Consider the following 12133-nt stretch of genomic DNA (forward strand, 5'->3'; position numbering starts at 1 on the left):
GCACGATGCGGCCAGCACAAAAACAGGGAACTGACGATGCGCGAATATGAGATTGCCGCCATTCCTGCCGACGGGATCGGGCCAGAGGTCATTGCCGCAGGTCTCCAGGCGCTTAAGGCGCTGCAGCAGCGCTGCGGCGACTTCAAGCTGCGCGTCCAGCACTTCGACTGGGGCTCGGACTACTACAAGGCCCATGGTCGGATGATGCCCGAAGATGGCGTGGCGCAACTGAAGCGCTTCGACGCCATCTTCTTTGGCGCGGTAGGCGCTCCCGACCTGCCCGACGATATCACGCTCTGGGGCCTCCGGCTGCCGATTTGCCAAGGCTTTGATCAATACGCGAACGTGCGGCCGACAAGAATATTGCCCGGGATCGTTTCTCCGCTGGCGGGTGTTGGCCCTGGCGATCTGGATTGGGTGATCGTGCGGGAGAATTCCGAGGGCGAGTATTCGGGCCACGGCGGCCGCGCCCATCGCGGCCTCCCCGAGGAGGTCGGAACTGAGGTCGCGATCTTCACGCGCGTCGGCGTCACCCGCATCATGCGCTATGCATTCCGGCTGGCGCAGTCACGGCCGCGAAAGCTCCTGACCGTGGTTACGAAATCCAACGCTCAGCGTCACGGCATGGTAATGTGGGACGAAATCGCAGCCGAGGTGGCGCAAGAGTTCCCTGACGTCGCGTGGGACAAGATGCTAGTCGATGCTATGACAGTGCGTATGACGTTGAAACCTCGGAGCCTCGATACGATCGTCGCCACCAATCTTCACGCCGACATATTGTCGGACCTGGCAGGCGCGCTCGCGGGCAGTCTCGGCGTTGCACCGACCGCCAACATTGATCCCGAGCGTCGCTATCCCTCGATGTTCGAGCCAATTCACGGCTCGGCATTCGACATCGCCGGCAAGGGTATTGCCAACCCGGTCGCCACCTTCTGGACCGCTGCCCAGATGCTCGAACATCTGGGCGAGAGCGCAGCGGCCGTGCGGTTGATGAGCGCTGTGGAAACGGTGACGAGTGAAGGCGTGCTGACGCCGGACGTGGGAGGGACAGCGACCACGCAGGAAGTGACGGACGCCGTCTGCCGAGCGATCCGCGGTTCGAACGTGTGACAGGTCTCCAATGAAGCTCGACAAGATCGACATCAAGATCTTATCCCAACTGCAAAAGAACGGGCGAGTCACGAATGTCGAGCTTGCCGACCTTGTCAATCTTTCGCCGAGCCCTTGCCTGATGCGGGTGAAGAAGCTTCAGGCGGAAGGCTTCATCACCGGTTATTCCGCCCAGATCGATGTGTCCAAGCTCGGACAGACTCTAACGATCTTCACCGAAGTCACGCTCAAGCACCATCAACAGAACGACTTCGCGAGATTTCTCACCGCAATTCAGAAAGTCGATTCGGTCATCGAATGCCATCTGGTTTCAGGCGGATACGACTATCTTGTGAAGTTTGTCACAGCAGGCATCAGCGAGTACCAGACGATCATGGAGCGCATGATCGAATTGGATATCGGAATCGACAAATATTTCAGCTTCGTCGTGCTGAAGTCACCGATCGTGAAATCCCATTTGCCTCTCGACATCATTTTCGACAAATGAGAATGCAGCTCCGGCTCGGTCCTCAAGCAGCGGGCGCTCGTGCCAAGCTCCATCTTGTTGCGCGCGGCACTTGTCGAATGACGATGTCACGTTTCGGGGGAGGCTGTCATTGCCACTGGCCTGTCGTCAAATGGCTTGAATATATATCATGAAATGATATATAGGCATTTAACACGCAGAGCTTGCGGAGTTGCGACAATCTCGCCTCGGGTCACAGTTGGAGCAAAGGCAACAGGCGAAAAGATGAACAAGATTGACACTTTGATCCACCGAAGAGCTGACGATCGCCGGAAGACTGCGCAAGCCTGTGTATCGCGTATTCTCGGGAACGCCAAAGCCCGCGGCGTCGATATCTCTGTTGTCGGATCCCTCGCGAAAAACCGTTTCCGCGTCCACTCGGACGTAGATCTGCTGGTGCACGGACGCACTGATCCGGCGCGCCGGGCCATGGTAGAGCGCTTGGTCGCAGACCAGCTTCGGGGAACGAACATTCCTTACGACCTGATCTTTGCCTCAGACGTTTCGTCCGAACGAGTGCAGGAATTGCTTAATGACAGCGTTTAAGCATCCGGCATTCGCAAAACTGTCGCCAAAAATCGACCGCGCTGCGAAGGAACTGCAGCAAATCGAGGAATATCTCGCGGCTCATCGGAGTGAGCTGTCACTCGGCGAATGGGGCGCGGTCGCAGCAGTTTCGCTGGGAGTCCACAATGTCTACAACGGCATCGAGGACATCCTGCTCAGCCTCTCCAACGACATAGACGGCCTCGTTCCCCAAGGGCCGACGATGCACCAGGACGTGCTCGATCAGATGTCGGCGGAAATTGCAGGCATCCGGCCGGCTGTGCTCGACCCCGAGCTTTATCAGTCCTTGAGTGAGTTAAAGGGATTCCGTCACCTGGTGAGGCATCGGTACGGTTTTGACCTCAAAACCGACAAGGTGCAGGAAAGCCTCGACAGGGTAAAAGAGGCATTTCCGTCTTTCGTCGAGGCCATTGTTTACTTGGAAAGCACTCTTACTGAGGAAAACACCCACGACAGTGATGGCGGCGGCGACGGCTCAGGGGGCCGGGCATCTGGTGGTCCCTGAACCAATGGCTCAGTCGTGTGCGCCGGAAGAGATTCTGCGGGCGTTGACCCCTGAGAATTGTCGGCTGGTGGCGCTGATCCATCGGTATCGACCGCAAAGCATCACGGAACTGTGCAGGTTGGCGGCGCGTCCGCAGCCGAACGTATCCCGCTCCTTGGCGGCCCTTGAGCGGGCGGGAATTGTCTCAATGGCGGGCTCTAGGCCGAAGAGACCCGAACTCGCCGTGCAACGAGTCACGATCGACCTCGCTGAGCTTCAGAATGGCCGATGCGAGGTCGACGATTCGTGGAGACAAATCGCCCGACCATCATCTTTGCTGCGCGATGGGTGACAGGGGCAAAGGTCGATCAGTGGGTGCGCCGCTGACCAGGTTTGGCAAGTGGCGGACGTGAAGCCTCGGTGACGCCGAGCCAAGCGTTCGTACAGCGGAGAAAGAAGCGTCTGGGCTGATACTTAGGCCGGGACACATGCGAAAGACCCGGGCGGCGTGAGTTTAGCCCTGGTCAATGCAATGCGCCCGCTGATCATGCCTTCATCGCTGCCCGCACATCCTTATCTTCGAGGGTTTGGTCCAGCGTCATCCGCGTGCGTTCGAGGATTCCATCAATATCGTCCTCGGTGCAGCAGAGCGGCGGCGCAAAGCCGAGGATGCCGCTGTTGAAGGCACGGATGACAAGGCCGTTTGCCCACGCGCGCTCGAAGATGCGGCGCCCCGGATCGGCCGCCGCCGGCAGCGGTGTCTTGCGTGCCTTGTCGGTGACCAACTCGACTGCTGCCAGCATGCCGCGACCGCGAATGTCGCCAACCAGCGGGTGGTCGGCGAGCGAGCGAAGGCCTTCCATCAACCGCTTCCCCACCTTCCGCCCATTCTCGAGCAGGCCATTTTCATAGAGACGCAGACATTCGAGCCCGACCGCCGCGCTCACGGGATGGGCCGAATAGGTATAGCCATGGCCGACAGCCGCTTTGCCGGCTCCGTCCGCGATCGTATTGTACACATGGTCCGATATGAAGACGGCGCCCATCGGCACGTAGCCCGAGGTCAGTCCCTTCGCCGTGGTCATGAAATCCGGCACGACCTCGTCTTCCTCACAGGCGAAGAGAGGGCCTGTGCGGCCAAAGGCAGTGATAACTTCGTCGGCAATGAACAGAATGTCGTGTTCCTTGCACACGGCATGCAGAGCCTTCAGCCAACCTGTCGGAGGAACGAGGACACCGCCCGAACCCTGGATTGGTTCGGCGTAGAAGGCCGCAACGCGGCCCGCGCCGAGTTCTGCAATTTTGGCCCGCAGGGCCGCGACCGATGCGCCGATGATCGCCTGCGGATCGGAACCGACTGGATTGCGATAGGCGTAGTGCGAGGGAATCTTGTGCTGCCAGTCGTAAGGCACGCCGAAACCTGCGTGAAAAGCCGGGATCGCGGTCAGACCTGACCCTGCCGTCGAGGATCCATGGTAGCCGTGCTCCACCGAGATGAACTGGTCCTTTTGCGGCGTACCCTTGGCATGGTAGTAATAGCGAATGAAGCGGACTGTACTGTCGACTGCGTCGGAGCCGCCAAGCGTGAAATAGACATGGTTCAAATCGCCGGGCGCCAACTCGGCAAGCCTGGCAGCAAGGCGAATGGCAGGCTCGGATCCGAGCCCGAAATATCCCGTCGCATAGGGAAGCTCTCTTAGCTGCTTTGCCGCTGCTTCAATGACGCTTTCCTGGCCATATCCGATATTTACACACCATAGACCGGCGAATCCGTCCAGCAGGGTTTTCCCGCTTGCATCGGTCACGGTTGCGCCTTTGGCGGATTTGAGCACCCGCACGCCCGTCTTCTCGTGGCTCCGATAGCATGAAAACGGGTGAACCAGATGTGCGCGATCGAGTTCGATCAGTGAGTTTGCCAGCATTTGCTTCCTCCGATTCAGCGTAGGGCCTGACTTACGAGAGCGTAAGTCCGGTGTGGTGCAGTTTCGTCCTTCAGCTCGTTTTCCAGCGTGATCTGCTGCGCGGTCACGGATCATTTCGGGCCTGAATTCGCCTAGGCCGAAGATAGCCCGCCGCGGGCAGCAGTTCCTCCCGACCAGAACCTGAGCGATGGGCGTTTTGACTTTCCTTTGTTGCCGGCGCCGCATCTTATGCCGACGCACGGCTGAAGGATCGCGCTCCCGCCGAAGCTCGAAACGAACTCAGGCGCAACTCTCTGCCAAAGCTCTCACGCAATACAAAACAATCTGCTTCAGGGCGCATCGAATGCGGCGACTAGTCTTCTCCGGTCCTCATTATGATCCTTGCTGTTAAAGGCACGCGGTGCCGACAGGATTGGAAGGATCGACGCCCATGACCCAGTTCAGACCGAAATACATCACCTTCGACTGCTATGGTACGCTGACCAACTTCGACATGGCCGGTGCGGCGAGACGCGTATACGACGCGCAGCTCTCCCCGGCTGGGATGGCGCAGTTCATCAAGGATTTCTCGGCCTATCGCCTCGACGAGGTTCTTGGCGCCTGGAAGCCGTACAGCGAGGTCGTGCACAATTCCGTGGAACGGACCTGCAAGCGCAACGGCGTCGCATTCCGGCCCGAAGATGCCCAGCGCATCTATGCGGAAGTGCCGACATGGGGTCCGCACCCGGATGTCCCGGCGGGCCTGGCCAGGGTCGCCAAGGAGATTCCGCTGGTGATCCTGTCGAACTCCATGAAGAGCCTGATCATGTCGAATGTGGAGAAACTCGGCGCACCCTTTCACATGGTCATCACGGCCGAGGAGACCGGCGCCTACAAGCCGCAGATGAAGGGCTTCGAACATATGTTCGAGAAGCTAGGCTGCGGCCCGGAGGACATCACACATGTGTCGTCTTCATTCCGCTACGATCTCATGACGGCCTATGACCTTGGCATCAAGAGCAAGGTCTGGGTGAACCGCGGCCATGAACCTGCGAACCCCTTCTACGAATATACCGAAATCAGGGATATCGGCGGTCTGGCCGGCGCCGTCGGACTGGAGCCCGTTCGGGAATTCGCCTGAACATTTTTTTGCTGGCGCAGTCGCACCAGACTGAGGCGCTCCCAAAACGCTAATAGTCGTTGGTCGCGAAAAGAAAGGGGCGGTTTTCACCGCCCCTTTCTTGTGGTTCCCACGCTTTAGAGCTGCAAGTGTTTCCACCTGCGTGCAAGATAACTAGTTAAGCCCGCCAACATGAAGCGCCTTGACCTCGAGATATTCCTCGATGCCGAGCTGCGATCCTTCGCGCCCCACTCCCGACTGCTTGACACCGCCGAAAGGCGCAACCTCGGTCGAGATCATGCCTGTGTTGAGCCCGACCATACCGAACTCCAGCGCCTCGGCAACACGCCATGAGCGCTTGAGGTTGTCGGTGTAGAAGTAGGCGGCAAGGCCGAACGGCGTACCGTTCGCAATGGCGATGGCCTCTTCCTCCGTCTCGAAGCGAAAAAGCGGCGCCACCGGACCGAACGTCTCTTCCGATGCCAGGAGCATCCCCGTAGTAGCCTCTCCCAGCACGACGGGCCGTGCATATTGCTTACCCTCCGGCATCGTCTCGCTTTGGGCGATGATCTGGGCACCTTTCGCCTGAGCATCGGCGATGTGACGCTCGATCTTGTCGATCGCGGCCGCGTTGATCATCGGGCCGATCTCAGTGCCCTCATCGGTCCCTGCGCCAACCTTCATCCGCGTGACGCGCCGGCTCAGCTTTTCGGCGAAAGCGTCGTAAACGCCTTCCTGCACAAGAATCCGGTTCGCGCAGACGCAGGTTTGACCGCCATTGCGGAACTTGGATGCGATCACCCCTTCAACTGCCTTATCCAGATCGGCGTCGTCAAAGACGATAAAGGGTGCGTTGCCGCCAAGCTCCAGGCTCAGCCGCTTGATGCTATCGGACGCGCCACGCATGAGCAGCGCACCGACGCGCGTCGAACCGGTGAACGAGATCTTGCGCACCGTCTGATTGGCCATCAGTTCGTTGCCGATTTCGACGGGCATGCCGGTCACAATGTTGATCACGCCTGCAGGGATACCTGCCCGTTCCGCCAGAACGCCGAGCGCCAGCGCCGAGAATGGCGTAAATTCCGACGGCTTGATGACTACCGTACAACCTGCGGCCAGCGCCGGTGCTACTTTGCGTGCGATCATCGCGTTGGGGAAATTCCACGGCGTGATGATGGCGCAGACGCCGACGGGTTCTTTCAGCACCAGAATGCGGCGATCGGCCGTGGGTGACGGAATGGTCGAGCCACCGATCCGACGCGCCTCCTCCGCAAACCATTTCACAAAAGATGCGCCGTAGCGGATTTCTGCTAACGCCTCGGCAAGCGGCTTGCCCTGTTCCAGCGTCAGCAGGAGCGCGAGATCCTGTTCGTGCTGGCGGATGAGGTCGTGCCAGCGTTCCAGAAATCCTGCACGCTCGGCATGCGTCCTTTTCTTCCAGCCTTTGAAGGCCTCGGCCGCGGCATCGATTGCCGCTCTCGTCTCGTTCTCCCCCATTGCGGGAACGGTGCCGAGAACACTTTGGCTGGCCGGGTCAACGACATCGACCACGCCCTTCGTTTCCGCATCCCGCCAGACACCGCCAATCAGCGCCTGCTGGCGAAAAAGGTCGGAGTCGTTGAACATGCCAATCTTCGTCATCGCATTCATGGTCTTTCCTCTGCCCTTTCAGCTTAATCCTGCCAGCACGGCCTGCGTGATCGTTTCAGTCCTGTCCTTGCCTGCGATCGTGCCAATCCCCCGCGCGGTGCGGACTCGATTGCCGACATCACTTCCGCCGCAGCGTGCCCCTCGCCCAGATGCTCGAGCATCATGGCACCGGACCAGATCGCGGCGATCGGATTGGCGACGCCGAGATGCGCGATGTTGGGCGCCGAACCATGGACCGGCTCGAACATGGAAGGCACGCTGCGATCGGGATTGATATTGGCGGAGGCGGCGTACCCCAGCCCTCCCTGAATGGCCGCTCCAATATCGGTGAGGATGTCGCCGAAAAGGTTCGATGCGACAATTACGTCGAGGCTTTCCGGCGCCAGGACCATACGGGCGGCAATGGCGTCGATGTGGTAGTGCGAGACCTCCACATCGGCATAGTCTTTCGCCACCTCGCGCGTGACCTCATCCCAGAAAACCATGGAGTGTTTCTGCGCGTTGGATTTGGTGACAGATGCGAGCTTCTTGCGACGCGCCCGCGCCTGTTCGAAACCGAAACGGATGATCCGTTCGACACCCGTACGCGTAAAGATCGCAGTCTCAACCGCGACCTCATCGGCCGTGCCGGAATGAACGCGCCCACCGGCGCCGGAATATTCGCCTTCCGTATTCTCGCGGATGCACAGGATATCGAAACCATCGGAGCGGAGGGGCCCCTGAACGCCCGGCAACAGCCGGTGCGGTCGTATGTTGGCGTACTGCGTGAAGCCTTTCCGGATCGGCAGGAGCAGTCCGTGAAGCGATACTGAGTCGGGCACTTCCGCGGACCAGCCCACAGCGCCGAGATAGATCGCATCGAATTTTCGGAGTGTATCGATGCCGTCTGACGGCATCATTGCACCGGTCTCCAGGTAGTAGGCGCACGACCACGGGAATCTTGTGTCATCAAGGACGAAACCGCCCTGCTTAGCCGCCGCCTGCAGCACCTGCCATGCCGCCTCCATCACGTCCTTGCCGATGCCGTCGCCGGGGATCAGCGCTATCTTGTAGGTCTTCATGGATGGACGTCCTCATTCGCACTAGCGTCACTGGAACAGTAGTCGACCGCCCGCCGCATTTTCCGTCGAGGCTGAGCCCTCCGACGGCGTCGAATCGCGTCAGGCGGACCCTGGAAAGCCGATTGTTCTGGAACCGCCGCGCGTTATTCGGCCGGACCTGGAGCACTGAACTCAGTCATAAACGCAGACGTAGATCTTGCGCACGGTCTCGATCGTGCGCCAGACGCCGACGAAACCGGGTTTCATCACGAAACTGTCGCCGGCGCGGTAGGTCTTGGTCTCACCGCCCTTCTCCTCGATTTCGACGAGACCCGAAACGATGTGGCAGAACTCGTAGAGAGTGCCCTTGATCGAATGCGTCTCGCCGGGCGTCGCCTCCCAGACGCCGGTCAGAACCTTCTCACCTTTCGAGGCATCCTGCGCCCAGGTCTTGAAGGATGGATTGCCCGAAATGAGCCGCTCCGGAGCCGGTAATGCCTCCTTCGGCGCAAAGTCTGGAACTGTGTCGATCGTGATCAGAAGTGACATGTGATGTTTCCTGGTTAGTAGCCGAGTGTCCGATCGACGAGGCCGATCAGTTCTTCTCCGGCGCGGTGGCGCCGGATGTTGTCGACGACGGATTGTGCCGCCGTATGCGGTTGCGTCACCGAGGCGATGTGCGGCGTTATCATCACCTTCGGATGCGACCACAGCGGATGGTCTTCCGGAAGCGGTTCTGGATCGGTGACATCAAGCATCGCCGCAGATACGTGACCGGTGTCGAGCGCGTCGATCAGCGCGGTCTGGTCCAGTTGCGGACCCCTGCCGACATGCAGCAGCTGCGCCCCGGCGGGCAGTAAGTCGAAGAACTCCGCATCGAGCATGCCGTGCGTTTGTTCCGTGAGCGGGAGAAGGCAGACGAGAATATCCGTTTGCTTCAGAAAGCCCGCGAGTTGGTCCGTGCCGTGAAAGCAGGCGACGTCCTCGATCCGCTTTTCGCTGCGGCTCCACCCGGCAAGCTGAAACTGGAACGGCTTCAAGCGCTCGATAGCCGCGCGGGCCAGCATGCCAAGGCCGAGAAAGCCAACCCGGCGTTCGGCCGCCTGTCGAGCGGCAATCGGTTTCCACAAGCACTTTTTCTGCTGCTCAAGATAGGCGGGCATCTCGCGGTGGAGCGCCAACACGCCGAGCGCGACGTATTCCTGCATCATGCGTATGATGCCGTCCTCGACCATGCGCACAAGCTTCACATGGCTTGGCACTCCGTCCTGCTTGAACTGGTCGACGCCCGCGCCGATGGAAAACAGCACTTCCAGATTGCGGTAGCGCGAGATCTCGTCCGGCACCGTCCAGGTGATGAGATAGCGCACCTTCTCCGGCTCCATCTCGTCTCCGGAATGGAAGAATTCCAGATCCGGGAGCTCGCGCGCGAATATCTCGCGGAAGACCGCAGCACGCGCCGCATCGGAATTGAAAAGAAACGCCATGGCGACCGCCCTTCCTTCAGGCCGCAAGACGCGCGCCGAGCCCCTCGATCATCTTCCGGCAAGCGGCGAGTTCACCGATCTCGATATACTCATTGCGACGATGGGCACGGCCGATGTCGCCAGGACCGCAAATGATCGCGTCGATGCCGGCCTGCTGGTAAAGCCCGGCCTCCGTGCCGAAGCTGACGGCTGTGAGCGGCTCCTGCCCCGTCAGCTCGGTCAGAACGGCCGCTAGCGCGCTCCCGTTCGCGGGCGCGAGGGCGGGATAGGTGCTCAACTCGTGCCACACCACATCGAAGCCGCTGTCTCGCAGGGCGAAAAGCCGGGTCTTGACAGGCTCAAGCAGGGAGGCTGGAGAAACGCCGGGCACGGCGCGCACCTCGATATCGGCTGTGCATTGGCCAGGGATGATGTTGACCGCCTGTCCACCGGCGATGACGCCCACCTGCAAGGAAGAATATGGGGGCTCGAAATTTTTATCGAGCGGCCCGTCGGCGAGGGACTGGCCGTAGACCACGGCGTATGTGATGACGCTGGCCATGGCGTGCACAGCATTGAGTCCGAGATCGGGGCGTGAGGAATGGCCGGATCGCCCCATCACCTCGAGCCGCGCGGCGGCCTTCCCCTTGTGCGCGCGCACAGGCTGCATCCAGCTCGGCTCGCCGACAATGGCGCCAAGCGGCCTCTCGCATAAGCTCGGCAACGCGGCCAGGAGATGCGGCACACCACGGCACCCCGCCTCTTCGTCATAGGAGAATGCGAGATGAACTGGCTGCCGCAGGTTCATCGCAGCAAGTCCTGGGAGCGCGGCCAATGTGCAGGCGAGGAAGCCCTTCATGTCGGTGGTGCCGCGGCCGTATAGCCTGCCGCCCTCGCGGCGCAGGACGAACGGATCCGAGCTCCATTCCGGCTCGCCGGCCGGCACGACATCCATATGTCCGGAGATGATGTAGCCCCGACCCTGGCGCGGGCCGATCGTCACGAAGAGGTTGGACCGGTCGCCCTCGGGACCGGGCAGAACCGTCACCTCGGCTCCGGCTGCCTGACAGTAGTCGCGGATCCAATCGACGATCGCGCGGTTTGGCGTGCCCACAACAGAGGGAAATCCAATCAGCGTCGCGAGGATTTCTTCCACGTTCATGGCGGTCCGCTCTAATCGCACATTATCACCGGGTGCAACCAGCGTATCCGCAGGCAGCAGAGTTCGCTGCCGAATTGCGTCATGCTTTGGCCGAAGATTGCGAAAAAGCACCTCGAACCAGCGAAACCTGCTGGCTTTCCCGTATAATGCTACGGCAAAAGAGGCATGTCGCGACATGGCGATCGATTACAACGTCACACCGCGTGCCTTGCGCATTTGTTGAAGGATCGACTGAGATGCAGAGATCAGTACGCCTGAAATCCTTCGAACTGGTCGCGCGGGACATCAATGATGTCGACGTTGAGCTGCTGCACGCGCTGTCGATCTCAGTCCGCTGGCCTCATCGGCCGAAGGATTGGAACCTACTGCGTCGCGCCGGCCAGGGCATCGTTGCCGTTGATGGTATTGGACGCGTTTTCGGCAGCGCGATGTGGTTTCCTCACGGGGACGATTTCGCCACCATCGGCGTAGTGATCACAACGCCCCGCACGCAAGCGCAAGGAGGCGGCCGGTGGCTCATGGACCTAGTCCTCGAGCAGTGCGGCGATCGCAACTTGGCCCTCAATGCTACCCATGCTGCCTATCCTCTTTATGTCTCACTCGGTTTCACGACCGAGGCGACTGTATACATGCGCCAGGGGGAAGTCCCACCGGTCCTCCCAACAGTGCCGTCCCTGGACGGTCAATTGCAGGCGCTGTCGAGCGACAGGCTGAAGGAGATCACGGCGCTGGACACGCGCGCGTTTGGGACAAACCGCGAGAGGCTGCTCACGTTGCTCGCGGCCGATGCCTCAATCTGCACTTTGAGCCGCGGCAGCGAGATCGTCGGCTATTCCATGTGTCGCGAGTTCGGGCGTGGTCACGTGATCGGCCCGATGGTCGCGGGAAACGATTTCGACGCGGTCCATCTTACAGCCGTGCATCTGAAGGGACTGGCAGGACGATTTGCCCGCGTCGACACCCGCGAGAAGGATGGCGTGTTTGCCGCGTTTCTCCAGCAGTGCGGCCTCGGCATTGCCGAGACCGTTACGACCATGTCCAAGGGGCGCCGCTTTCTGAACCGGGAAGACAATGGGCCTTGGGTCTATGGATTGGCGGGCCACGCCTTGAGTTGAATGCAAGCACGCT

The 12133-nt window shown here is 60.4% G+C and carries 12 protein-coding genes and 1 pseudogene; 7 read left to right on the forward strand and 6 right to left on the reverse strand.

Annotated features, from left to right (window positions below; all coding sequences use genetic code 11):
• Window positions 1-36 precede the first annotated feature (36 nt).
• From NKH98_RS22535 to NKH98_RS22555, 5 genes are all read left to right on the forward strand, one after another.
• Window positions 37-1110 carry a tartrate dehydrogenase gene (locus NKH98_RS22535; RefSeq protein ID WP_352901780.1) on the forward strand — a complete coding sequence of 358 codons (1074 nt, stop codon included), beginning with the start codon at window positions 37-39 and terminating at the stop codon, window positions 1108-1110.
• Between the two features lie 10 nt (window positions 1111-1120).
• Window positions 1121-1597 carry an Lrp/AsnC family transcriptional regulator gene (locus NKH98_RS22540; RefSeq protein ID WP_023718597.1) on the forward strand — a complete coding sequence of 159 codons (477 nt, stop codon included), beginning with the start codon at window positions 1121-1123 and terminating at the stop codon, window positions 1595-1597.
• A 243-nt stretch (window positions 1598-1840) separates the two neighbouring features.
• Window positions 1841-2161: a nucleotidyltransferase domain-containing protein gene (locus NKH98_RS22545; RefSeq protein WP_352901783.1), complete on the forward strand. Its 321-nt coding sequence runs from the start codon at window positions 1841-1843 to the stop codon at window positions 2159-2161.
• Entirely contained in the window at window positions 2148-2687 is a 540-nt protein-coding gene (locus NKH98_RS22550; RefSeq protein ID WP_352803831.1) for a ribonuclease toxin HepT-like protein, read from the forward strand. The genes NKH98_RS22545 and NKH98_RS22550 overlap by 14 nt, the downstream gene beginning before the upstream one ends.
• A 4-nt stretch (window positions 2688-2691) precedes the next feature.
• On the forward strand, window positions 2692-3018 hold the full coding sequence (locus NKH98_RS22555) for an HVO_A0114 family putative DNA-binding protein (RefSeq protein WP_352881398.1): 327 nt from the start codon (window positions 2692-2694) through the stop codon (window positions 3016-3018).
• Between the two features lie 193 nt (window positions 3019-3211).
• On the opposite strand, the gene NKH98_RS22560 is transcribed toward NKH98_RS22555, so the two are convergent.
• The gene (locus NKH98_RS22560; protein ID WP_352803827.1) at window positions 3212-4588 is read right to left on the reverse strand and encodes an aspartate aminotransferase family protein; all 1377 of its coding nucleotides are present in this window, start codon (window positions 4586-4588) and stop codon (window positions 3212-3214) included.
• A gap of 430 nt (window positions 4589-5018) precedes the next feature.
• Between NKH98_RS22560 and NKH98_RS22565 the strand changes: the two genes are divergently transcribed.
• Window positions 5019-5708 carry a haloacid dehalogenase type II gene (locus NKH98_RS22565; protein ID WP_352901788.1) on the forward strand — a complete coding sequence of 230 codons (690 nt, stop codon included), beginning with the start codon at window positions 5019-5021 and terminating at the stop codon, window positions 5706-5708.
• Window positions 5709-5861: 153 nt separating this feature from the next.
• Here NKH98_RS22565 and NKH98_RS22570 read toward each other — a convergent pair whose 3' ends face one another.
• The 5 genes and pseudogenes from NKH98_RS22570 to argE all read right to left on the reverse strand — a co-directional run bounded on the left by NKH98_RS22570 (window position 5862) and on the right by argE (window position 11005).
• Entirely contained in the window at window positions 5862-7337 is a 1476-nt protein-coding gene (locus NKH98_RS22570; RefSeq protein WP_352901791.1) for an NAD-dependent succinate-semialdehyde dehydrogenase, read from the reverse strand.
• 18 nt (window positions 7338-7355) lie between these two features.
• Window positions 7356-8398: pseudogene (locus tag NKH98_RS22575) on the reverse strand (tartrate dehydrogenase).
• Window positions 8399-8569: 171 nt separating this feature from the next.
• Window positions 8570-8926, reverse strand: a complete 357-nt coding sequence (locus NKH98_RS22580) for a cupin domain-containing protein (RefSeq protein ID WP_352901794.1) — start codon at window positions 8924-8926, stop codon at window positions 8570-8572.
• A gap of 14 nt (window positions 8927-8940) precedes the next feature.
• Window positions 8941-9864: a 2-hydroxyacid dehydrogenase gene (locus tag NKH98_RS22585; RefSeq protein WP_352901797.1), complete on the reverse strand. Its 924-nt coding sequence runs from the start codon at window positions 9862-9864 to the stop codon at window positions 8941-8943.
• Between the two features lie 16 nt (window positions 9865-9880).
• Window positions 9881-11005 carry an acetylornithine deacetylase gene (argE, locus tag NKH98_RS22590; RefSeq protein WP_352901799.1) on the reverse strand — a complete coding sequence of 375 codons (1125 nt, stop codon included), beginning with the start codon at window positions 11003-11005 and terminating at the stop codon, window positions 9881-9883.
• A gap of 236 nt (window positions 11006-11241) precedes the next feature.
• Here argE and NKH98_RS22595 point away from each other — a divergent pair, with 236 nt between their 5' ends.
• The gene (locus NKH98_RS22595) at window positions 11242-12120 is read left to right on the forward strand and encodes a GNAT family N-acetyltransferase (protein WP_352507704.1); all 879 of its coding nucleotides are present in this window, start codon (window positions 11242-11244) and stop codon (window positions 12118-12120) included.
• The last annotated feature ends 13 nt before the right edge of the window (window positions 12121-12133 follow it).

The sequence above is a fragment of the Mesorhizobium sp. M0833 genome (genome assembly GCF_040319905.1).
Classification (GTDB): domain Bacteria; phylum Pseudomonadota; class Alphaproteobacteria; order Rhizobiales; family Rhizobiaceae; genus Mesorhizobium.